Origin of the sequence: Acinetobacter sp. AOR34_HL (assembly GCF_027854795.1) — a bacterium.
In the GTDB taxonomy this organism is placed as follows: Bacteria; Pseudomonadota; Gammaproteobacteria; order Pseudomonadales; family Moraxellaceae; genus Acinetobacter; species Acinetobacter junii.
The window spans coordinates 1-22,248 of record NZ_JAKTID010000056.1; the positions used below are offsets into that span (position 1 = coordinate 1).

At 39.6% G+C, this 22,248-nt stretch carries 30 protein-coding genes, 1 tRNA gene and 1 pseudogene; 5 read left to right on the forward strand and 27 right to left on the reverse strand.

The genetic code is table 11. The features are described from left to right. From MKL32_RS09745 to MKL32_RS09815, 15 genes and pseudogenes are all read right to left on the reverse strand, one after another. Nucleotides 1-314, reverse strand: a pseudogene (locus MKL32_RS09745) (IS701 family transposase); the annotation flags it as partial. A gap of 185 nt (nucleotides 315-499) precedes the next feature. Next, nucleotides 500-967, reverse strand: a complete 468-nt coding sequence (locus MKL32_RS09750) for a DMT family transporter (RefSeq protein ID WP_270900471.1) — start codon at nucleotides 965-967, stop codon at nucleotides 500-502. Nucleotides 968-1,282: 315 nt separating this feature from the next. Beyond that, a tRNA-Pro gene (locus MKL32_RS09755) sits at nucleotides 1,283-1,359 on the reverse strand. A 328-nt stretch (nucleotides 1,360-1,687) separates the two neighbouring features. Then, nucleotides 1,688-2,848, reverse strand: a complete 1,161-nt coding sequence (locus tag MKL32_RS09760) for a tyrosine-type recombinase/integrase (protein ID WP_057050442.1) — start codon at nucleotides 2,846-2,848, stop codon at nucleotides 1,688-1,690. A gap of 94 nt (nucleotides 2,849-2,942) precedes the next feature. Then, the gene (locus tag MKL32_RS09765; protein ID WP_057050443.1) at nucleotides 2,943-3,668 is read right to left on the reverse strand and encodes a 3'-5' exonuclease; all 726 of its coding nucleotides are present in this window, start codon (nucleotides 3,666-3,668) and stop codon (nucleotides 2,943-2,945) included. Between the two features lie 10 nt (nucleotides 3,669-3,678). Continuing rightward, entirely contained in the window at nucleotides 3,679-4,032 is a 354-nt protein-coding gene (gene ssb / locus MKL32_RS09770) for a single-stranded DNA-binding protein (RefSeq protein WP_031982479.1), read from the reverse strand. Next, nucleotides 4,029-4,229: a hypothetical protein gene (locus MKL32_RS09775; RefSeq protein ID WP_057050444.1), complete on the reverse strand. Its 201-nt coding sequence runs from the start codon at nucleotides 4,227-4,229 to the stop codon at nucleotides 4,029-4,031. The genes ssb and MKL32_RS09775 overlap by 4 nt, the downstream gene beginning before the upstream one ends. Beyond that, on the reverse strand, nucleotides 4,222-4,533 hold the full coding sequence (locus tag MKL32_RS09780) for a hypothetical protein (RefSeq protein ID WP_057050445.1): 312 nt from the start codon (nucleotides 4,531-4,533) through the stop codon (nucleotides 4,222-4,224). Before MKL32_RS09780 ends, MKL32_RS09775 begins: the two co-directional genes overlap by 8 nt. 3 nt (nucleotides 4,534-4,536) lie before the next feature. Then, a complete protein-coding gene (locus tag MKL32_RS09785) occupies nucleotides 4,537-5,028 on the reverse strand; it encodes a hypothetical protein (protein ID WP_057050446.1) in 492 nt (163 codons plus the stop codon). Between the two features lie 2 nt (nucleotides 5,029-5,030). After that, complete coding sequence (locus tag MKL32_RS09790; RefSeq protein ID WP_057050447.1) at nucleotides 5,031-5,255, reverse strand: hypothetical protein; 225 nt, start codon at nucleotides 5,253-5,255, stop codon at nucleotides 5,031-5,033. Next, nucleotides 5,252-5,689 (reverse strand): DUF2528 family protein, encoded by a 438-nt coding sequence (locus tag MKL32_RS09795; protein ID WP_270900472.1) that lies wholly within the window; start codon nucleotides 5,687-5,689, stop codon nucleotides 5,252-5,254. The genes MKL32_RS09790 and MKL32_RS09795 overlap by 4 nt, the downstream gene beginning before the upstream one ends. An 82-nt stretch (nucleotides 5,690-5,771) precedes the next feature. Then, on the reverse strand, nucleotides 5,772-8,480 hold the full coding sequence (locus MKL32_RS09800; protein ID WP_270900473.1) for a toprim domain-containing protein: 2,709 nt from the start codon (nucleotides 8,478-8,480) through the stop codon (nucleotides 5,772-5,774). 15 nt (nucleotides 8,481-8,495) lie between these two features. Beyond that, nucleotides 8,496-8,675 carry a hypothetical protein gene (locus tag MKL32_RS09805; protein WP_031982467.1) on the reverse strand — a complete coding sequence of 60 codons (180 nt, stop codon included), beginning with the start codon at nucleotides 8,673-8,675 and terminating at the stop codon, nucleotides 8,496-8,498. 4 nt (nucleotides 8,676-8,679) lie between these two features. After that, nucleotides 8,680-8,925 carry a hypothetical protein gene (locus MKL32_RS09810; protein WP_057061227.1) on the reverse strand — a complete coding sequence of 82 codons (246 nt, stop codon included), beginning with the start codon at nucleotides 8,923-8,925 and terminating at the stop codon, nucleotides 8,680-8,682. A 13-nt stretch (nucleotides 8,926-8,938) separates the two neighbouring features. Next, nucleotides 8,939-9,133: a ribbon-helix-helix protein, CopG family gene (locus MKL32_RS09815; protein ID WP_031982464.1), complete on the reverse strand. Its 195-nt coding sequence runs from the start codon at nucleotides 9,131-9,133 to the stop codon at nucleotides 8,939-8,941. A gap of 83 nt (nucleotides 9,134-9,216) precedes the next feature. On the opposite strand from MKL32_RS09815, the gene MKL32_RS09820 reads away from it, so the two are divergent. Continuing rightward, nucleotides 9,217-9,567: a hypothetical protein gene (locus MKL32_RS09820; protein WP_031982463.1), complete on the forward strand. Its 351-nt coding sequence runs from the start codon at nucleotides 9,217-9,219 to the stop codon at nucleotides 9,565-9,567. Nucleotides 9,568-9,621: 54 nt separating this feature from the next. Here MKL32_RS09820 and MKL32_RS09825 read toward each other — a convergent pair whose 3' ends face one another. Continuing rightward, nucleotides 9,622-10,173: a hypothetical protein gene (locus MKL32_RS09825; RefSeq protein ID WP_270900474.1), complete on the reverse strand. Its 552-nt coding sequence runs from the start codon at nucleotides 10,171-10,173 to the stop codon at nucleotides 9,622-9,624. Between the two features lie 574 nt (nucleotides 10,174-10,747). Here MKL32_RS09825 and MKL32_RS09830 point away from each other — a divergent pair. Together MKL32_RS09830 and MKL32_RS09835 are read left to right on the forward strand one after the other, a co-directional pair. Beyond that, a complete protein-coding gene (locus MKL32_RS09830; protein WP_270900475.1) occupies nucleotides 10,748-11,359 on the forward strand; it encodes a hypothetical protein in 612 nt (203 codons plus the stop codon). 99 nt (nucleotides 11,360-11,458) lie between these two features. Further along, nucleotides 11,459-12,508 (forward strand): HNH endonuclease, encoded by a 1,050-nt coding sequence (locus MKL32_RS09835; protein ID WP_270900476.1) that lies wholly within the window; start codon nucleotides 11,459-11,461, stop codon nucleotides 12,506-12,508. A 7-nt stretch (nucleotides 12,509-12,515) separates the two neighbouring features. Here MKL32_RS09835 and MKL32_RS09840 read toward each other — a convergent pair whose 3' ends face one another. From MKL32_RS09840 to MKL32_RS09850, 3 genes are read right to left on the reverse strand one after another with little or no spacing between them, the layout of a single operon-like run. Continuing rightward, entirely contained in the window at nucleotides 12,516-12,941 is a 426-nt protein-coding gene (locus tag MKL32_RS09840; RefSeq protein ID WP_270900477.1) for a hypothetical protein, read from the reverse strand. Between the two features lie 22 nt (nucleotides 12,942-12,963). Beyond that, nucleotides 12,964-13,242, reverse strand: a complete 279-nt coding sequence (locus MKL32_RS09845) for a hypothetical protein (RefSeq protein WP_031982452.1) — start codon at nucleotides 13,240-13,242, stop codon at nucleotides 12,964-12,966. Continuing rightward, nucleotides 13,239-13,517 carry an ogr/Delta-like zinc finger family protein gene (locus tag MKL32_RS09850; protein ID WP_308763958.1) on the reverse strand — a complete coding sequence of 93 codons (279 nt, stop codon included), beginning with the start codon at nucleotides 13,515-13,517 and terminating at the stop codon, nucleotides 13,239-13,241. The genes MKL32_RS09845 and MKL32_RS09850 overlap by 4 nt, the downstream gene beginning before the upstream one ends. A gap of 92 nt (nucleotides 13,518-13,609) precedes the next feature. Between MKL32_RS09850 and MKL32_RS16215 the strand changes: the two genes are divergently transcribed. Both MKL32_RS16215 and MKL32_RS09860 read left to right on the forward strand, forming a co-directional pair. Next, complete coding sequence (locus tag MKL32_RS16215) at nucleotides 13,610-13,801, forward strand: Com family DNA-binding transcriptional regulator (protein ID WP_228139966.1); 192 nt, start codon at nucleotides 13,610-13,612, stop codon at nucleotides 13,799-13,801. Next, nucleotides 13,767-14,570 carry a DNA adenine methylase gene (locus MKL32_RS09860; RefSeq protein WP_270900478.1) on the forward strand — a complete coding sequence of 268 codons (804 nt, stop codon included), beginning with the start codon at nucleotides 13,767-13,769 and terminating at the stop codon, nucleotides 14,568-14,570. Before MKL32_RS16215 ends, MKL32_RS09860 begins: the two co-directional genes overlap by 35 nt. 45 nt (nucleotides 14,571-14,615) lie before the next feature. On the opposite strand, the gene MKL32_RS09865 is transcribed toward MKL32_RS09860, so the two are convergent. From MKL32_RS09865 to MKL32_RS09900, 8 genes are all read right to left on the reverse strand, one after another. Continuing rightward, nucleotides 14,616-16,112 carry a contractile injection system protein, VgrG/Pvc8 family gene (locus MKL32_RS09865; protein WP_270900479.1) on the reverse strand — a complete coding sequence of 499 codons (1,497 nt, stop codon included), beginning with the start codon at nucleotides 16,110-16,112 and terminating at the stop codon, nucleotides 14,616-14,618. Beyond that, nucleotides 16,109-16,531 (reverse strand): phage tail protein, encoded by a 423-nt coding sequence (locus MKL32_RS09870; RefSeq protein WP_151796371.1) that lies wholly within the window; start codon nucleotides 16,529-16,531, stop codon nucleotides 16,109-16,111. Before MKL32_RS09870 ends, MKL32_RS09865 begins: the two co-directional genes overlap by 4 nt. 5 nt (nucleotides 16,532-16,536) lie before the next feature. Further along, entirely contained in the window at nucleotides 16,537-19,179 is a 2,643-nt protein-coding gene (locus MKL32_RS09875) for a phage tail tape measure protein (RefSeq protein ID WP_270900480.1), read from the reverse strand. Continuing rightward, on the reverse strand, nucleotides 19,176-19,370 hold the full coding sequence (locus tag MKL32_RS09880) for a GpE family phage tail protein (protein ID WP_053469818.1): 195 nt from the start codon (nucleotides 19,368-19,370) through the stop codon (nucleotides 19,176-19,178). Before MKL32_RS09880 ends, MKL32_RS09875 begins: the two co-directional genes overlap by 4 nt. Beyond that, nucleotides 19,304-19,639 (reverse strand): phage tail assembly protein, encoded by a 336-nt coding sequence (locus MKL32_RS09885; protein ID WP_270900481.1) that lies wholly within the window; start codon nucleotides 19,637-19,639, stop codon nucleotides 19,304-19,306. Before MKL32_RS09885 ends, MKL32_RS09880 begins: the two co-directional genes overlap by 67 nt. Before the next feature lie 65 nt (nucleotides 19,640-19,704). After that, a complete protein-coding gene (locus MKL32_RS09890; RefSeq protein ID WP_092585872.1) occupies nucleotides 19,705-20,220 on the reverse strand; it encodes a phage major tail tube protein in 516 nt (171 codons plus the stop codon). A gap of 10 nt (nucleotides 20,221-20,230) precedes the next feature. After that, a complete protein-coding gene (locus MKL32_RS09895) occupies nucleotides 20,231-21,403 on the reverse strand; it encodes a phage tail sheath protein (RefSeq protein WP_270900482.1) in 1,173 nt (390 codons plus the stop codon). A gap of 127 nt (nucleotides 21,404-21,530) precedes the next feature. After that, a partial coding sequence (locus tag MKL32_RS09900; RefSeq protein WP_270900483.1) for a hypothetical protein occupies nucleotides 21,531-22,248 on the reverse strand: 718 nt, incomplete at its 5' end.

Genomic DNA, 22,248 nt, shown 5'->3' on the forward strand with positions numbered 1-22,248 from the left:
TTGACGGATCGGTGGTGTTTGCCTGACCAAAAATAGCTAACTAAGTCCATATGTTGACTATATGGTTTATCTAAAACAGTATCATCAATACTGACTATAAGTTTGTTATTATCAATATGTTGAATTGATTCTTGATATAGGTCGTGAGGTGTGTAATCTTCACGCTCTAGAAAGCGATTTACACTATCATGCGAGATATTATAAGTCTCGGCAAGTTGTGTGCAGCTAATAGAGTTCGGTTCTGTCATGAGAAAGCCCATATAAATGGGTAGAGTACAAGTTGCTGTAGAAGCATGTTTAATTCGTCTGATCACAGATACTTTATAAAGTATTTTAGTACTTTTTTGAATCCGTCAATGCGTAAGTCCTAATAATATAAAAGAACATACTTCTCCATGAATATTTTATTTTTTAGAAATTAAAATCAACAGCATCAAATATACAATATATTTATCAAAATATTATTATAAAACTGAGTTAAGAACCAATTCGTAATATTTTATTTGGTCTCACTTCTATATTCTCCAAATAGCATAATCAAACCACCAATAAAAATAAAAAGTAATCCAAATAATTTGAAAGCATCTATTTTCTTTATTTGCATCCCTAATAAACCACTATGATCAATTAAGGTAGCAAAAATCATTTGGCCTAAAAATATCCATAATAGTGTATTGGTTGCACCGATATGTGGAGCTGCCACAAACATACACAGAATATAAAGTGAACCCAAAAAACCTGACAACCACATCCACCAAGATGTATTTTGATAAAGTGGTGGTTTCACCGTTCCATCCATCCACAATGCAATAACAAGCGAAGCAATCGCACCGCCTATATAAAGAAAAAAAGTCGATTGTATTTGGCTTGCACCACTGCTATGACGAAAGGCATTAATGACTGCCAATTGTAATGGAACAACTAGCCCACCTAATATACTAATCAAAACATAATGAATATTTTGCATTCATTGACTCTCATTTTTAGGTTTCTAATTTTTATGAACTAATTTGATTGAGAAACTTATGATCATGCTTGTAGAAGGTTTCAACATAATGATTGAGTAACTCTTACTCTAAACTATCTTATAAAAACAAATACCGCATCAAACATTTTATAGTTCAATTGTGACTCAAATGCTTTTGATTAAATAATAAAAGCTTGGCGATAGAAATAATTTCAGAAGAGTAAATAAGTTTTCGTTATTTAATTAAATAAGATATAAAAATACAGACGTAAAAAAACCGCTGATTAGCGGTATTTTATCTCATCTTTAAGATGATGGTCGGAGCAGTAGGATTCGAACCTACGACCCCCTGGTCCCAAACCAGGTGCACTACCAGGCTGTGCTATGCTCCGATTACTCTATAAAAGAGTGGGGTGAATGACGGGATTCGAACCCACCATAATCTATGTATTAGCTCTATATTTATTAATAACTTAGCTTACACGCATTTGATAGATGGGTTAAATATGGGAATTTAGTCATATTTAGATCTGAATCTAACTTACTCAGACTTCCATTACTGATGTTTTTTCAACCATTAATTTTCAATGACTTATACTTGTTTATTGAAAAGACTTAAAATGAAGTAATGGAGTAATAAATAAAAAAAGTGCCTTAATATTTAGGCACTTATAGTAAAAATATTCTGTCTATTTTGAAGTAATTAAAAAGTAAGTTTCATTACATCGAAATATAGTTATTCAGCTTTGTGATGTAGTCAGGCAGATCTTCTGCGATTAACTTTCCATAATGCTTATAGATCATTGACGTATCACTATGGCCAAGCTGCTCTGCTATCCACTCCGGAGGAACTTGGCCGGAGGTTAATAGCTGACTGGCAAAGGTATGCCGACCCTGATTGATTCCACGCCCACGTACCTTCGCTTTTTTTAAATGTTTATTCCAGCGGTACCTGAGTTCATGGTATTCGAAGTGATTTGAGCGTTCATGATTGACCCAAACAAAGCGGACTTTTTCTATACGTTTGGTCTTGTTGTCACGCTGCAGTACTTCAATGGTTTTTGGTCTTGTATTACCTGTGGTTTGATATTGCTTTTTAAGTGCTTGAATAGCCGGTTCGAGCAGCTTGATTCGTCTTTTTCTACGTCGGTTTTTAGTGACGCGATAAATACCCCGGACATAGGATCTGGATATTTGAATGGTACCGTTCTCCAGATCGATATCTTCCCAAGCGATAGGAATTTGTTCTGACATTGAAAGCCCTGTCCAGAATAAGCATGGCAATAGATTTTGAATATCGAGATCTGTTTCAGTATTTAAAATCATGGCGATTTCGACTTTGCTAAATGGATCTGGCTCTGGTGGATCAAGCTGATGAATCACAATATTTTCAAATGGGTTATAGGGCATTTGCTTTTCATCTCTCCAGATCGCATGGATCTGCGCGAACCGAGTAATTATTTCTCGCACAGTTTTGTTGTTTAGCGACTCCTTAAGATCTTCAATCCATCTTTTAAGCATGTTGGTATTGATATCTTTTGGATGAATTTTCCCAAATTTAGGGACGATATGGTTGTTTACATGGCCACGATAAGAATCATATGTACTCGGTGCAACTTCTCTTATGGTTTGATCGAGATATTGCTGGGCATAGTAGCTGACTTGATTTTTCTTAATATTTTTAGAGTTTGGGAAGTGTTTGGCCAGTTGAAATTGATCGAGCTGGATCTCCAATTTAATGAGGTTGGCCAGCTTCTCTGCGCGTTCCTGATTTTCTGGTGTAAATGGCCAGTCGAGTGTTTCTTTAATTAGTGGTTCAGTTGCGATCGGTCGCATCCAGATGCGCATCGATTTTCCGCGAATTTCTAATCCTGCAGACATGGAAAGTCCTACATTTAAGTATCTTGAATGATTGGGGTTATTTTAAAAGATTGCACCTCCGTTCGGAGGTGCATGAAAGGTGCTTTTGAGCAGCTTAAATGAAAGGAAGCTCCTCTTCTTCGCGTGAATGAAGTTCAGCTTCGATTGCAGTCACTAAATATTGATCATCTGACTTTCTTGCAATGTATTCCAGATCATAGCTGGATAGGTCTGCAATGGCTTTACCTCGATGAGGGCCATAAAAAATATGGGTGGGTATTCTGGCCATTTGTGAAAATTGATAAAGCTCTTCCATTGATTTGATTTGTCTTACTCGGACAATATTCAATAAAAGCGCATGTGTTGTTTTGCAATCATTCAAAGCAGAATGAGCACCTCTTACACCTCGCCTTGTTGCTTTCCGATCAGAGCTTAATTGATAAGCCAAAGCTGTTAATTTATGAGACTCAAAATGTGGCCAGAGGTATCTGGCCATTGCCAATGTGCAGATTCGCTTGATGCTCGATGCATCTGTACCAGCACGTTCAATCGCTTCGATGTCGTAGTCAATATTATGGCCGATCAGATATTCAATATTATCTTTTGGCAATTTGAACTTGGTAAATGAAGGACACTTAACAAGATCTTCATCCACAATATGATGTATGGCCATCGCTGCAATTGAAATTGGTTCACTTGGTTTATAGCGTTTAGTGAAATCAAACATAGTTGGAATGATCGGATAATCAGTAAATGGCTGAAAATGAACTTCCATCGCTGCAGCTTCAATAATATCGCCATGCAGTTTATGTGTTTCTGTATCAAAAATGAGAGCAGTCATATTGTTTACCTCACACTGGACTTGCAATCGGAGCACTATCAAGTGCTTGAAGGCTATGAACTTTCACTTCCGTGATGTAGTTTTCTTGTCGGTTTTGATCTGTCCATTTACGTGTGTGTAATGAACCTTCGATATAGACTTTTGAGCCTTTTTTTAGATATTGGCATGCAATTTCACCCAAACGGCCATGCGCTACGATGCGATGCCATTCGGTATTTTCACGATATTCACCCGTTTGTTTATCTTGCCAACGTTCACTTGTTGCAATTGAAAATTGCGCGTAACCGCTGCCGTTAGGGAAATGCTTAGCAATTGGATTTGCGCCGAGTGATCCGACCAGAATAACTTTATTGATTCCTCTCATGCTGCTAGTACTCCCATATCAATCAAACCTTGACGTTTCATCACGTTTATTTTTGCATGTACGCCCATTCGATCACGCTGAAGTACATCTGCAATGCGGTGCACCGGATAATGATCTTTAAGCATTGAAAGCAAGACTTTTTCTTCGCATGGCCACCATCCACCACGGGTTATGGCAAATTTTGAGTTTTTAGCCATTAGACTTCTCCTGGTCTAATTCACAGCGACATTTACCAATTCGGAAATATTCAATTGGCCCTGGTGCATCGATTGGACAAAACTCTCCTCTGTTGAACTCATAGATTTTGTTTTTTGATTTGATACTGAACTCATCTCCACTGATATCGATAATTTTTCCGATGAAAGCTTTTTGATTGATACTTACAAGGCCATTACCAATTGGTTTACGGGTTTCGAGCATGCAATTGACTTCATCACCCACCTTGAATGAATCAAAATCAGGAAGAATAAGACCACCACATTTACAATGATATTTAGACATGATTTATCCCTCCAAGCCTTGTTCTTTACGCGCTTTGTCTTCTTCAACACTATGGATTTGTTCTGCCAATTTGATAGCTTGTTCGGCAGCATCTATCATCGAAATAGCGAAGATCCATTGGCAGCGATAATGCCCACCAATAGAACAAGAGAGAAACTTTCCATCTTCTGTAAACTTAAAATTTCTTGGAATTGCAACATGGAGATTTATCAGAAATTCAAAATTACTGTGATGATGAATTAAACGAGTAGCGTGTTCTTCATTCCACTCACTACCTGAATATTCTTTAACTTCATCAATAAACTGCTTAAGTTGGGGGTGCTGTTCGACTAGATCTTCAGCATTTTTAGAGTCCATATCCCCCAGAAATTCTTCAAATCCTTCTGGTACGTTCTGAGCCACATTCAATGTCGGTACATGTAAAATAGTGTTGAAGTGAACATTGTTGTTGAACATGTCTTCAGATAATTGATTTGGAAATTGGTTAGTAGACATATTTATGCTCCCAGTACCGCATTGCTTGGCATATTTTTAAGAATTACAACTTGCTGATTTAACCATCTTTGACGAAATTTTCTTTCATAGTCAGACAATGGCCGTGGTACCAGTGGTTCCTTTCTTTTTTTATGTGCATAGTTGCAACGTTTGCAGTAGTCGCTACCACCAGAAAAGTTTGGATGGTTTAAGTGTGGTGTTAGAACTGCAGTAGAGATTTCGCTCATGATGAAGCTCCTTCTGCTTGAACCGGTTCAAACTCAAAATCATCACCGCTGATGTAATTATCAAAATAGAGTTTGGTGATTTCAAAGCAATCTGAGTCCCAACCTTCTTCCTGAAAAATGGTGTTAATTCCCCATCTGTATGGTGGATACCCGACATTATCTTTTCCTTGAAAACACGCATTGAAAACGTCAACCGCAATCATCTTTAACATGACTTTGACGATGTCTCCCCCATTCTCATCTAATCTATTTTGATGATTTGACCAGAATGTATTGTGTTCATGCAGCATTTCATCTGTGCATTTAATGACTAATGTGAACTGAAGATCACACGTATCACTCATGTGGTGAGTAACTTTAAAGGTCCGTGGGTCACAGCGAAGGTATTTAGGAATTTCCGCTTGTGGTGTTTCTACGTTAGAATCGTTTTGCATGATTGCTCTCCGGTGGTTATGTGACACATACAGAAGTTGCCGCTTTTGTATGTGTGTTCAAATTTTGGGATTAGTCCCGTTGTTACGCTGGTTTTTCGAAGATCCAGCATCGTTTGGTTGAGTTAGTAATTTTGCTTTGTATGGCTTTATTAGCTTCAACAAAGCGGTAGTGAATACTGTGTCTTAAAGCAGCCTGTAGCTCGTTCAATTCGGGTAATGAATAACGATAATCCGCTGCGACCTTGTATAAATGTGCAAAATTGAGTGCAATGAGATCTGGTTTAGCTGAGTGATTTACATTTGAATCTTTATTGGCCACAAGACGTATTTCAGATTCCATTTCTTCGATGGTATTCCAGAAGTTTTGAACAATGATTGAATCTGATTTGATGACCTTGTCGCGTGTTTGAGCCATTGCAATAATTTCATCTTGAACTTGCTTCTGGATCTGCAGTGGTATCTCGACAATGTGCTTACATAGTGAATCAAATAACGCCAAAAATTGGGCATGGTTTTGCACTACTCGTGAGCTACGGACGTTATATTTCTCGTCATGTAGAATCGAATCGTACTTTTCAAAACCCTCTCTATACGTTTCTAAGACTGCATTTTCTTTGTTTAAGCAATTTAAAATGAACTGACTTACATCTTGTGGCTCGTATTTTTCAAGCCTGCGAGCTGCGTACAGGCTGCTTTTGCTGAGCTGGTCTTTTGTGAATTTGATCTGAACGATACGTTCCATAATTGGTGTCGTCGATACAACCTCTGCATTTTGGCTCACAATAATGGTGCCCATAAAAGGTGGCTCGTAAGTTTCATTGCCACCGTTTTTAACACCCTGCGCACCGAGTGATCCGCCATCGAACAATGTCTTAAGTGAATCCCAATCGAACTGCTTTACTACCCCTTTTTCATTTTCTCGCTCTGATTCAATCAAGACCACTGGAAGGTTTGAGACTTGTCTGAAGGTACGAATCAGACCTGATTTCGTTGATTTGACTGGATCGATGCCCTCGTACTTAATACGGCCAAACAACTTCCATAAGAATAAAAGCAACGTGGATTTACCTGTTCCTGGTTCACCACCGGCTTCGAAAAATGGAAAGGATTTATGCATCTTTCTAATTTGCTGTGCATATAAGCTGCCAAAAAATGCAGTTAAGGTGACTAAACCACGGACGCTATAAGCATCGATCAAGTCGTTAATCCACTCCTTTTTATAGTCATTCATCTTTGCATTGATATCTAAAGCGAATGGTTTACGGCATTTAAGATTTGTATGCCGTGGTAACTCAAAATAGTCTTCTTTATTGATCAGGAATTGACGACCAGATTGATATGCAATATCGCCAAGTACATAGGCTTTATGATCTGCGTTGTAACCCACATAATTGATCAATTCGACACGTTTAATATCGGTCAGTTCTCTTTCTAGAAAAGCATCAAGCTGATTGCTATTGCCTTTGTAGAATTTACCCGGAGCGACATGCAATAAACGCTTTTTAAACTCTGATGCAGATGATATGTGTGATGCGCTGAAGGTATTTTTTATGGTTTTTGCGCCACGCGGGAAGTCGATCTGAAAGTAATAATCGGCTTCGTCAATTTCTGCCATGTATTGATAGTAAAGTCCGCGTGGACGGCAATCCATGATGAGCTTGGCTTCGGCAGCAGCTAAAATTGCAGCGTCACGACGTTCAGCAATGGCTTGGTCTTTTTCTTCTTGCGCCCAATCTTGATTGTCATCGTTTTCAGAATCGATGCCTTTCATATAGTCATCGTATTTGTCCATATCAAGCTTGAACCAATAGACTTGATTGTTGAAGTCGAATGGAAATGACTTGGTACCTTTATGCTTGTAGATAAGTATGCCTTTATCCACAGCTTTTTCTGCAATAAGCAATGAACCGTAATATTTGTAGGTTTCAATATCTGTAAATTTAAGTCGATCTTGTTTGTATAGATCGTTCCAGTCTGTCTTTTTGCGACCGGCTGGTGGAAGTGCTGCTTCACATTCAAAACCATCGGCTCTGGCTTGCTCTATAAATTTTAAAATTCCATCATGGCCAGCTTGGTCATTATCGAATGCCCAAACCAGTTTAGGTAATGGTTTGCCTGTTTCGGCACATTTAGCCAAAATTTGGTTTAGGAAAATTGAAGGATAATTATTGCAGCTTAATGCTGAAAAACTGGTGATACCTGATAGCCAAAGCGCGATGGTGTCAAAAATACCTTCGGTAATCCAAATTTCTTTTGATTCAAAATAATTTGTGTTTGGTGTGAGCCATGCATGATTTTGAGATGACCAGCCAAATTTGAAGGTCGTTTTCTTTAAGACGCCTTGTTCGTCTAGGATGCGTTGCCACCAGCCTTCATTGCCATTTTGATCTGTAATTGGAAAGCGGATGGTGATAGATCCAACATGCAGATCTGGATCTTTATAGTACTCTTGGGTATATGTGAGTGATTTGAGTTTGTCGATGTTAAAACCACGACCTTCAACCAAATAGGCGTTTACGGTTTTAAGTGGATCTTCTTGAGTTGGTTTAAAGCGTTTTTCCCATTTTTCAAATAGTTCGGGAAAAAGTTCTTTAACATGGTTTTCGGTACCACAGTTATTTTTGCGTGGGCAGAATACTACCCACGGCTCGTCAGGGTGCACCCATGCTGATGCTTCTTTATGATTACATGACGGACATCTGCCACGTAATTTATTACCACTTTTTAACTTAAAGCTATAAACATCCATGAGTTTATCTATAACTAAAGCTTTGGTTTCTGGAAACATCATCTTGATTGAACTGCCTTAAAAAAAGTGCTGTTTGCGTTTTACTTCTTCACCTGCAAGATTTAACAATTTTTCTTGAATGCGTTCTCTTGCTAGGTATTCCATAGTTTCTTCAACTGTGGCTAAGCCAAGTTGTTTTTGTACCTCTTGCACAATTTTGAGTTCTTGTTCAGTCAGTACGATTTCTCTTGTGAGCATGTTTTCAGCTCCTTGAAAGCTGTTCTTGCGCGCCTTCACTTAAGAATTTTTGCAAATTAAAATCATCTTCAGGATCTTCGATAAGCGTTTTAATGGCTTGCTTCATAACCATCTGACGGATCAAAACACTGATTTCAACTCCAGTAAGATTTGAAGCTGCAGTAAGTAGATTAGTTTCATCGATAGTTAGATTGATGCTGAAACGATTATCACGAAGTTGTCTTTTGATGCGTCTTGGTTGGATTGACATGATTTTTACCTCGTTAATTAGTGGTTGCTTGTTTTCCAACGAAATAGGTTTGTGCGATGAGACTTGATCGACTCATGTCAGTTTTTTCAACAATAGCGTCGAGTTCGTCCACTTCTTCTTTGGGTAGATACACAACACAGCGGACACGCCCACCATTAATCTTTTTAGATCTAGGACGCGTAGCGTAAGGTGAAATTTGTTTGCTCATACGGTACTCTAGGTAATAGTGGTATGCTAAGGCACACTATAGCACATTATTTTGTTCTTTAAATACATAAAGGAAATATTTTTATGCCGTCTATTGACCCTGAAATTTCAGGTGAAATTGCTCATCGTTTCAAAGTTGAGCTGGATAACAAGCATTTACGTGCTAAAACGTTGTCACGTGAGATAGGAGCAAGCGAAAATACGCTGGGAGCGTATGTGCGTGGCAATGTGCCGGACCAGTGGGTTTACCTGAACCGTTTGCAGAAACAAGGCGTTGATATTCGTTATGTGCTGCTGGGAATAGATCCGGACTTTAGCGGCTTAACCAGTGAAGAAAGTGTATTGTTAAAGGCATATAGACAACTAAGCCCTGAAGGACAGGCTGCGTTACTTGGCTTAAGTAAGGCGTATGCAAAAGATGTGGAACCCAAATAATGACTTATAAATAAAAAGCCCACGCATAAACGTGGGCTTTTTTTAATTCAATTTTTACTCTAGTTGATCCTGAACTTTTTCAAGTTTGTCTTCAAGATCTATGAGTTTGTAGATCAGATCATTGTTGTTGTAAGTCACCTGAGTGTCGTTTCCGACGGCTTCGAGTGAATTTCTCCAAATGCGTAGTGTGGCTAATGCTTGATCTAATAGAAAATCATTGTCATAAGGTTGCATGTTTTTATCTCTCGCAATTCTATTTAATTGAAATTGCCAGACTGCAACCGAGGTGTTATTCCAGATTGGACTGGTAACCTGATGTACTCCCAAATACTTAGGATAAGTTAAATCATTTAGAGCTAACTCTAAGATTTTTATATCTAATTTATCTATTGAATGATCAGTTTTTGAAAGTTGTTCTATTAAATCGTTAATTTGATCAGGACAAATCGACAGAAATCCGATTGTTGTATCGTGATTAAATGTGATTTGTGCTTTGACCAATTGATCGACCATATTAAAAAACTGCTGGCAGACAAGCTGGCTTTTTTCGTTTGTAGCATGAACACGGTCTGCGATCGGTACATACGGAATAATGTTCTCGTTCATAGCTGATATGCTCCCGCCAATAGATACATGGAGCCTAATAGCAGAAAAAATATAAAGGCGAGTATGGCTGGATGCATGACTACTCTCCCAAAAATAATAGGGAAAATGTAATAAAGCAGATGCAGAAATAGCCCATACAATCGAACAGGATTTTTAGGCGTTTTTGGCGTTGGAGCTGGCGGAGACGTTGGTTATAGGCTGTTAATCTATAGATAGCGGTGTGCTCTTGCACATGATTAGAATTTTTCATGTTGAATACTCAGAGTAAGTTTTTGCAAACCTACCGCCATTACTTTCCTAGGGTAATGGTGGCAGACCGAACAGGGCTAGGAAAACCGTACTCTGAGAACGGCCAGCGCGAAGCTGCCCTGCCCGATCTGCCATAACGATTATAGCCGATTGGACTTTTTAGGCAAAAAAAAGGCCGCTTAAGCGACTGTCTTTTGTGCGCTCAGAGTATGTTTTACAGGTTTCCTAGGCCTGTACGCAGATTTTGCTGCGTTGTTCCATGTTGCCTATAGTGTGCCACTATGTCAAGATAGTGATTCACTATTTTAATAAAACTTTGCTTTACATGAATAAATTTGTTTTGGGTTCAGCTTTGATTTCATGTGTTTTTTTTATTAATGCATGCTCGAATGATAGTTCTAAAAATGAAGAATTAAACTCTCAAGCTAAAGCTGATTTAGAAGCTAAAAATTTAAAAGATGACTTCGAGAAAAGAAAAGCAGAACTTGATGAAGAAGACAAACCGCATTTTGACTGGCCACGTGTTGACTATACCAAAACTGTGGCCAAAGTAGATTTAAGTAATGACCAAGCAATTTTGAGCGCTGTTGGTAAGCCGGTTATTGAAAAAGAGGAAACTGGCAACCAAATTGGTGAGCCTACTACGACCTATTATTTTAGTAAATCACTCGCCAGTGGCCTGGATATTACTCTGAGCCGTGAACTGATAAATGTGAAATGGCAATTTGACTCAACGGATCCAGCAAAAGCCTCTGCAATTTTTGAAGATGGGCAAAGAGTTACTCGTGCTTTGCTGGGTGGTAAGGTGGGCAGCGACGTTTATGAAAATATGGCTAAAGGCTTGAAGTTCAGTGAGATCGTTACTACAGACGGCATCACCCTTAAAAATGTGCGTTGTGGGGCTAGTATTTGTAGATATGAGGTAGTTAGACCGTGAAATCTTGGGAACAAACTTACATTGAGCATTTAGTGAAATGGTCAAAGCCTGTGAATAATGATTTGCCTAACGGTTGGTCTGTTTTATGGGTTTAAAAGTATGAAATATTCTATTTTAAACAAAATTGAAGATTACAAAGTTAACTCATTTGAATATGGAAATTTTAGTAATGAACTGACCGAAAGACTAGCTTTTAAAAAAATAATTAATAAACAACTTCATAACTTAACAGGATATGAGTTCCTTTTTAAATATTTTGATTATTCAGATTTAGATACAGAAACTCACCTATATCCAAAATCAGATGACCCATTAGTCTGTATTTTTTGTTTAAAATCTGAACCAGATGTTTCATTTAATAATAAGCCTCATGTAATTCCATATTTTCTAGGTAATAAATATTTATTACACTATGAAGAATGCGACGAATGCAATGCATATTTTAGCTCTAGTTTAGAGGATGCGTTGGATAAATATACAGCAGTCTTCAGAACAGTTGGTAGAATAAAAAATCGTAAAAGAAAGATTACAGCTATTACATCTTTAAATAATAAATTTTCTTACAATTTTAATTCTGTAATCGGAGCATTTGAGATACAAGGAGAAGGTTATCATAAATATATCAATGATGATGGGATTGGAAATTTAAAAATAAATTTTGACATAAAAAAACACAGACCTTCTGATGTATATAAAGGATTTATGAAAATATTTTATGGACTGTTACCTCCTGAGCACAGGAAGAATTTCAATGAATTGAGAAGCTGGATTATGGATCCAGACCCTAGTAATTTTTTAATTAAGCCAGTCAAAATTGTTCGAACTTTTATGCCATATTTTAAAGATTATCCTCTTGTTGTAAATATTTTGCATACAGAAGAGAGCTTTGAAAAAACTAATAATTCTTTTGACTACATGGGGCTTATTGCATTTGGTAATATTATTTACGAAATGCCCATAATTTCAGATAGATTTCTAAAATATGTAGATGAGTTAAAACATAAGAATCAACTTCTAAATTTTGATCTTAAACTTCAACCAAAACCAATTCATAGTTTTGAAAGTAACATAATAGACTTAAGTAATACAGAAAAAATAACAGATAGTTTTTCAGTTATTTTTTCTTATTCTGAAAGGATTAAAAAATAAATTAAATTTAAGAGTTATTTTTATCAATATTCCACATACATTCATATTGAGCTGCAAAAGTGGCTCTTTCTTTATAACAATGTGCAAAAAAAGAAAAAGAATCTGTTATGTGATCTGACCAAGTATGAGTTGCCCTTTTCATTAATCTTGGAAACTCATCTCTCCAGATCTTTAATTTAAGCTTCGATATAGGTTTAAAAGATTTTTTATATAGCGCAAAAGCTTGATAGCAGGCTTTGCGTAATTTTCTATCTTTAACTTTTGGTATTTTAGATGGATTAAAACAGAAATTTTTTGAGAAATCCCATTCTAACTCAGTAATTCTGGCTACTAAGGGTATTGGAATAGTTTTACCAACTGCTCTTGATTTAATAAGAATAAAATCTCCAAACAATATAGACCAGATAGGTTTTAAAAATGAATATTTATTCATAAGCCCTCCAAAAAAAAAGCCCTTAAAAAAGGACTTTTGCCGCGTTATATGCTGATTTAAGTTGATCGATGAACAATGAAACTTTTGATTCAAGCTCGTCCCATTTGTCTCCCAAAGCCAACACGATATTTTTTGCATAAGCCATCACCCATGCCTTTTTATCGCCTCCGGACTTATCTGCATTTGTGCTTTCAACTGAGTCCATTGCTTTAGCCACGACAATATAAATTGCTTGAGCCGTTTGCATGGCTTGGATAATACCAATCGCAATAGTTGAAATTTTTGAATCAAAATTACTCACGTTTTAAGTGCTCCGTTTCGTTGATCAGCTTCATGACCATAGGTTTTTAAATTTACAAGCGGGTTAGGGTTTGCACTAGGTGCGACTTGATGTGTGATTGCGAATTCTGCTCTGGCAGAAAATCCACACTTGATGTTTGAACATTGAAAGTAAACTACTCGAAATAAGGGACTCTCAAGTTTGCTGGTCCTCAAATAAAACTTAGATGCACAGTGGGGACATAAAAAACAGTTTTTAGATGCCATAGTCGCTTTTCTGGTTATATTTATGTCCATTATAGATAAATCGGTTATATATTTGTACTTTATGTAGAGATTTATTACTATTAAATCTGTTTTTTCTGCTTTGAAAAAATATCATGCAAAATATGAAATGCAGTTGTTGTTTTAAACTTCTTGCGAGAATTGATAATTTTAGAAATCTTGAAATTAAATGCCCTCGCTGTAAAACCTTAAATCAATTCCAGAGCACCTTGAGTGCCTTACCTGAATGCCCAGAGCATCCGACCTCATCAGGTAAGATCCATGACACAAAACCTCTCACCGCAATACAATCCTAGTGGCCACAGCTTCAGTGGCTGGCTTGGCGGTAAATCTCAACTAGCCAGAACGATTATTGATATGCTGCCCGCACATAAAACTTATGTTGAAGTGTTTGGTGGTGCTGGCTGGGTACTTTTTAAAAAGACAGCTTCTACTGTTGAAGTGATTAACGATATTAATGACGACTTGATCAATTTATATCGAGTGTTGAAATTTCATTTTGATGCATTTCTAGCTGAATATGAGTTGCTGCTATTTTCTCGAACTCAGTTTGATGATTTTAAGCGCGATCAATCTGGTTTGACTGATATTCAACGGGCGGTGAAGTTCTATTATTTGCTACGCTCTGCGTTTGGTTGCCAACTTGATGGTTCATTTACTTATTCAAAAGATCGAGCAAACCGCATGCGCTTAGGTGAACGCTTACGTGAACATCTGGTGTCGATACATGAACGTTTGCAGAATGTCGTTATCGAAAATCGGTCTTATGATTATGTGATTAATCGACTGGATAGCCCAGACACGTTGTTTTATCTGGATCCGCCCTATTGGGATTGTGAAAACGTCTACGGCAAAGGCATCTGGAGTAAAGATGATTTTTACACGCTGAAGGACAAACTGGATCAGATTAAGGGCAAGTTTATTTTGAGCTTGAATGATGTGCCAGAAGTGCGTGAGCTATTTAAAGATTATCAAATGACACATCGTAAGATCCGCTGGTCCGTGAACTCAAAAGCTGCTCATGAAGAGCATAACGGCAATGAGTTGATTATTTATAACTTTTGATTTGTTCATAAAATAAGGCCAGATTCTAAATCTGGCCTTGTTGTTTTATTTTGCTTCCTTCACTTGCTCCAGCATGTTCTTCTTCGCATTGAGTCTTGGCAATTCCCGTTTTAAGCGTTTTTCTGCAGCTTTTTTACTTTGCATTACCGCATTAATGACTTTTGGATTGGTTTGATCCCCCAGTGTTGCCCAATGACGCGGACTTGGGTTTTTTCCGTTGGTATATTGAACTTTCAACCCGGTATAGGGTTTTTCATCAAGTTGATTATGTGCAGCAAATTTACCGGTTTCGAGATCCAGTAAAGCGAACTCACGATCTAGGCGTTGCTGTGCACCGGCACGAGTTAAATATAAGTAAGTAAAATGCTTCGCGTTGGATATATCACCTTTGATCAATTGAACTGCCTTTTCACCGTCTTGGTAATACACCACCACGCCCGTCCATTTTTTATCTTTTTCTAGAACAAACTGATCTTCAAATAGTTCGGATATATCATCTGCATCCGGGAAAAACACTTCGAGCTGCAGATCTGTGGTGTAACCGCTTGAACCATCCAAAGTATCTGTGATCGTTGTACCCAGCCAATATATTTCGTCGATCTGTTCTTTGACGCCCACAAATAGAAAAGTTTGCTCTGGTATCAGATCTGGAACACCTCTGGCCAGCCTATAACTGAGTGTTTCACTGGTACGTTTGAAGTGGTTCAATTTAGCTGAAGCAGCTAGTGTCGCGGTTTGTTTGTCTCGATGGATATGACGTAGCTCTTTGATGTTCTGGTTCGACTGATCTCCAACAATGACTTCGAGCTTTTTAGCCATTTTATCATCGTAGTAAAATGCGCGAATTGCAGTTACTTCTTCACCTCCATCGCTGTAGCTATAGCGATGATCATCACCCATTGCCCTGGTCAATTTGTACGTTGGTAGATCTTGGCCAGATATGGTCTGACTTTGGCCTTTGGGCATAAAAAGTAAGGTACCATTTTTGATGGTTGCAATCGCGTCGTGTTCATCGGCTAAACGAGTAATCAAATTCGCATCTGACTCGTTTTGATCGATATGAATGATTTTATGGCTGGCCAGATCTGCTGCAACACTATCGTTAAGATCATGCTCAAGAGCAATCAGTCGTATTAAATCACCGAGCGCAATGTTATCGAAGCTACGCTCTTTTTTCTGTTTGAGTGACTTTTTCATATCTGCACTGGTTGCACGAATACGAAGAACATCGGGCGCACCAGCATGCTCAACCTCTTTGACGATGTAACTGCCCTTGTAGACCAAGCCTGAATGCTGCCAGCCTATCCATGCTTGAAGAATTGCACCTTTGTTTGGGATCTGCAGCAAACCATCGTGATCTGAAAGTGAGAGGTCTAGCGTATCGACTTCAAAACCGCGTTTATTTTCAATGCGCATTTGTATGAGTCGATTGTTGATCTTGGATGAAATATCCAAGCCATCGACGATTAGCTTAAAAATGGGAACCGGATTTGCCTTTAAGACATCAATAGCCAGATCATTGAGTGTGGAAAGTACAGTCATAGTAAGCCTATTAATTTGCCTGCAGTATTGCCGATTAATGTTCCTGGTTTCTGTGCCTGCGTCATTTTTAAACTGAATTCAATTTTTTTGGGTGTGCCATCTGGAAAAAAAATAGTTTGAGTTTCTTGAAGGTCATCGATGTGATATAGCCCAAAAACTTTACCAGTACCGCTGATAAGTGGCCATGCTTTACCAGTATCGCCCATGACTCGTAAAGCAGTGATGCTCATTTGAGAGCCAAACTCTGGCACGATACTACCCTCAAGTGAAATAGTGTCTTCGCCACGGCCCGTGAATTGATAGGCTGGCATATCACCTACCCGGGAATTGCTTGGATGCCGCCAGTTTGTGCTGCGCTGTAGCTGCTGATATACGGCAGTCGGAATGCTAAACGGGAACATGCCCAAGATCATCATCATAATATTTACTCCTGGTCGGACATGATGGTACGAACTCGCGCCAGTTTGTCGCGCTGGATTCGCATGAACACTTTTTCAATTTGACGTTCGAGATCCTGAACGATTTGTCCTGGTGCAGCGTGAATGTGAATGTTGTAGGTGTCCCCTGCCACTGCCAATGAAGATTGTCGGCTTGGGGTGAGATTTGGCGCTGTCTGGATCTTAGACATTACCGGCGCAGCGATATCGATCTGATCTAAGACCGGTGACTGAGATTTATTTGTAAAGAGATTAAGAACCTGATTGTATTTGTTCTTGAGCTCAGGAAATGCCTGAGTAAGACCCATGCCAATACCACCGATGATATGACCGCCCAAACCTGCCATGACTCGAGACGGACTACGGATGATCATGCGCTGCTTTAACCAGTCCGGCATATAATTTGCGACATCATTCCAAGTCGATTTTAGTTTTGGAAATGCTGCTTTAATACCGTTGATTAACCCATCGATTATGTTTGTACCAAATACTGAAAATTTAGTCGGCAATTCAAAACCAAACCAGTTTAATACCGTTGCAAAAGCCGAATAAAATAATCCCATCGGCGACCAGTTCAAGATGGTTGCTGAGATATTGCCAATACCGCTTTGGAAGAAGGTTTTGATCTGTGCCCATAGATTTTGAAAATAAGGACCGATGGTGTCCCAATTTTGATAAATCATGTAGACACCGAAGGCCACGGCTGTAATGAGTGCCAAAATCGGGTGCGCCATTGCCAGTCTTGCAAGCCACATCAATGCAGATCCGATGCCTGTAATTGCACCTTTTAATAATGAAAACGGCATCACCAGCATGCGTAATGCAAAGCTTAATGCGCTGCCTTGTACGCCCAATGTGACCATCATGAGCCTTAGGCTCAACATACTTAAAATAAGCGGGGAAAATACCAAGAGCAATCCACCAATGGCCACTAGCCCTGCAGCAATAACCAATAGGCCAGTACCGAGTGCTTTGGCCAGTGTTGGGTTTTGCTGCATCCAGCCTGTGAAGCCTTGCATGGCATTGGATGCCATGATTAATGCTTGTGTGTAGATCGGTAAAATGGTCTGGCCAAACTGTAAATAAGCATCGTGGAGTTTTGCTTTTGCATCCAGCTCTTTACCAGCCGTGGTGCCTTGTGCCTGTTTCTCTAACTGATCAATGTTAAAGGCACCTTCATTTAGCTTGGCATTTTTATGAATCTGATCACGCTGCATATACATTTGAGCAAAAAGGTTTGATGCAGTACGGTTACTGAAAATACTGCCGATCGCATCGATGACGTCACTTTCTTTGGTAATGCCTTTGGCATTGAGAGCCGGTACCAGTACTTGCTCCATCCATGCAAACTGATCTTTTTTGAACAATGCAGCGTTTTTAATTGCACCGATATCGAGATAAGACAAATCACCAGTTTTATTATGTTTGACCTTTGAATAATCGCCAATTAGACCAAATTTATCGAGATTTGCAGCTGCTCGCTGCGTGGTTCTGCCCTGGTATAAGTTTTGATAAGCAGACATCATGGATGTACCGACACGAAACCCACCCATTTCCTGCACCAGTGGTTCCATTTTGTAGTAAAAGGCTTTGTTATCCATGCCCTTTGCAGCAATACCGCCGGTTTTAATGACATTTAACCATTCCTCTGCTTGTACACGTCCACCCGTGGCCGTGATGACTTGCTGAATGATATTGGCTTGCTCTGTGAATGATTCCTTGCTTTTTAAGCCGTTCCGCATTTCGATGACTTTGAGCATGTCCATGAATTTTTTTTCATTTTCGACACCGTGATCACCATACATGGCTTCATTCGCAAATTTCATCTTGGCCAACGTTGGTGCGACCCATTGTGCATGATGCACGTCGCCGAACGCAGTTACACCGTCACGCACTAACGTTAAATTATCAAGCGTACTGGTACCGAAAGTTTTCATCGCTCTGGCATATTGAATTGCTTCTTCAGTGGCTTGTTTTCCAAAACCCAATGATGCAATCCGATTCTCTTCGATGTCGACGCGCTTTGACTCATCGATCGGCTTGCGCATTGCATAAAGTGTACCTACGCCTGCACCAGCCATCATCATTCCCGTCATGCCTGCTGTACGTGCATTTTGGCTGTAACGTTGGTGTTGCTGCTGCACATTGTTTAAATTGCGGAGTGTTCGGCGCTGTCGTTCAAGCTCTGATGTTGCTTGATCTGTACGACGACGTAATTCAGATTGATGCTGAGATAAGTTACTGGTAGATAAACCGGATTGATTCATCTCTGTACGAAGTTGATGCAGCTGCTGTGTATTTTGCTGATGCGAATCTTTAAGCCGTTTTGCTGCTGCTTTGGCCTTTTCAAAATCACGTGTTAATTCTGCACTTGGATTGCTATTCATCTGCTGGCGCAAAGTTTTAATGCGATCCTGCATGTCTTTAAGTGCTTTCGCGCTTTCCTCAGTGGCTTTCTTTTGCTTTACATAGCCATCAATCTGTTTTTGCTGATCATTGAGTTTTTTGACCTCGTCACGGGTACTTTTTAGCGCATTAGAAGCAGCTTTACTGTTGCCGATCATCAGCTTGAGTACGGGACTCAAGCTGTCTTTTGATCCAAACAGGACTTCAAGTTTTAAGGGTTTCATTCGGCATCATTTCCATTTCGATCAATGGCTTGTTGATGCCATTGCATCAGTTGACTAAGTGACATATCGATGTAAGCCTGCGGTGGCCAGTGAAACACCACCGCAATATTAGCGATCGCATCGTCTACTTTTGGCGTAATACTTCCGCACGTACTGATTTCGGTTGCAAAAAAAGCATGATGACTCCACAAATTTGTGTAATGTCGGCTGGCTCAAGCTGATTGATTTGTGATTTTGTCAGCTCAGGTGTGCATACACGCGGTAATACCGTACAAACGGCTGTGACATCACCCTGCAATAAATCTGAAATTTTTATACCTTGCAAAGCTTGTACATTCGGTTTGCGAATTTCTAATGTATTAATTTCTAAATTACCCATCATGACTGGTTTTTCCAGATCGACTGTTTGAACGTCCATGTTGATGGCTGCTGTATTTTCAATTTGCTCTAATGTTTTCACGAGATAACTCCAAAAAATTTATAAAAAAACCTCTGCCCACGGGGTATGAACAGAGGGATGGAAACTTATAGGCCGATGTTTTGACGATGCTTTTCTTGAAGATCGACACCGTTCACGATTTCGATGCCACCAGGAATATCGATCTCAATGATTTTTTCACCATCGATAGTGAGTTTGTAGTAAGACCAAATGGTTTTAACTGTGGTTTCCGTGTCATCACCCGGTTTGTAGTTACCAAAATCAATCTCCTCATGGCGACCACGAACCACGACTTCGACTGCACTGGTTTCGCCAGTGTCGTCACGCTGAAATGAACCCGCAAAACGTAGACCGAATGCTGAAACGGATGCAGCACCCCATTGCTGTAAAATCAACTTATCGATGCCACCGAGTTTCCATGTCATCTCGTTGATATCATCAGCTAGACCGGCGTCCCACTTAATGTTGCCGTTCATGCCACCGCCACGCCAGTTTTCTAACTTGCGACCGAGCTTAGGTAAAGTCACTTCACCCGTTTGGCCAAGATATGAATTACCTTCGTTATAAAGGTTCATCAATTTTAATTTTTTTGGTAGAGCCATGATCTTGTCCTTATCCTGCGGTTACACGAGAAGCAAAGTCGACTAAGTAACGGTCTGTGATGCGCTGACGTAACACTAAGTTTTCAAGTGGTGGAACAGGCGCATAGTCATAGTCGATATAAAACTTGCCTGACTTGAGCACTTCTTTGGTATTGATGACTGGATCTAACCAGCATTCACCACCGAGTAAGTAATTACCCAGTGTCATTTCACGCATTTTTGCGTTAATGCCTTCGATAATGTCTCGCGCCAGTCCTGGTGTAAGATCTTTATCGACTGCCCACATATGGCCTTCAGCCATTGTGTCTGCAAGAATTTGCGCTGTACGTGTATAGCTTTCAAACGCGAACTGAGGATCATCAGAACAAGTGCGAGAACCCCAAAAACGGAACCCATCGCGCTGGATAAGCGTAGTGATGTCGTTTTGGTTGAGATAGCCTGCATCTGTGTCTGGATCTTGCAGTTGCCAATACACATCTTTTGAAATGCCAGTAACCCCATTGACTGCGACATTTGAAAGTGTTTTTTGCCAGCCTGTTTCGTTGTCAATTTTTGCACGTAGGCCAAGAGCACGGGCTGTGGCTTCAAACGTTGATGTGGCACTGGTGGCTGTGTCGAAGCCTAAAAAGTCTGGCCAGATGACCATCGCTTCACGTGCACCGAACGTCTGACGATAGGCTTGTGCTTCTTCTTTGGTTTGACAGCCATTTGCTGAAATGTAAGAAAAACCGCGAAGCTTTTGAGCCAATGCAATAAGTGCAACGGATACAGCCGATGTATCTAGACCAGGAATACCCAAAATACGGGGCTTCACGCCGAGCTGTGCTTCCGCTGCAAGCAAGGCTTTCATGCCTGTATATTTGCCGTTGACTGAACCACCAATGATTGCAGACGTCTGCTCTGCAGCATCGGTCTTTTGTTCTACACGAACCACGACAGTCGCGGGATTGGTTTGATCAGCAATCGCTTGAAGTGAACGCGCTAATGTGCCTTGATCACCGGCTTTGTCTAAAGCAGCTTGAACGTTGGTTAAAAGGACTGGTGTGTTAAGTGGAAATTTTTCTGCATCTGCATCTGATGCTGTACAGACCATACCGATAACAGAACTTGATACTGTACGAATGGGACGGGTTCCGTCATTGAGTTCTAAAACTCGGACTCCGTGATGATAATCTTGAGCCATAAAAATAGCCTGTAATCTGGTTAGTTTTCAGATCACAGGCTTACAAATTGTTTGATCATTTTCATTGAGTTGCAGTTGTTAAAAGTAAATTTACAACTTAACTGATTGCATCATTGAATTAAAAATTTCAAGTTATTGATGAAAACTCTGAAAGCGGATACCAGTACGTTGCATCACAAAAAAGATGCACAGTCGTCTTTGGTTTTAGAATCATATTCACGATGCCATCTTCAAATACGCCAATAAGTTTTACATTTTTTTGTGCTGATAGATTACGAATAAAAAGCGTTCTGTATGCATTCGAACTGGCACCAGGCAAATTGAGTAGCATAAGATCCGTTGATGGAGTAACGAGAACAACCACAGCTTCCTGATCGATTGTTTGTGCACTATTGAAGAATTTATACGAATACCTTAAACCTTCCCAAGCCCCAGCTTTATTGACTGCAGTTATAAATGTTCCATCAATCGTCGTATGAGCAAATGAATATTGGCCTGCACCGCGACTCAAGAAGCCGACATTCTGATCATGCGAAATAAAACCATAGGAGCCTCCAACAACGATATGGCCAACATTAACGGGATTGCTCACATATGTTCCAGTACTGCATGAGTCGTAAAGATATAATCCCGTCTGATATTTCCCGCGCGCCTGAAATGCTGCACTGACTTGATTTGTACCTCCACTCCAGACGTCATAGCCATATCCAGCACCATCACGTCCAGTATTATTGAATAAACCGAGTTCAAAACCTGCAAAACTTTTTGCATCAGCATCTGGGCCAAGTGTCACATTGGTATTTTGTCCCCAAATCTTAGTATTAGGTACAAACTTGACCTCTGAA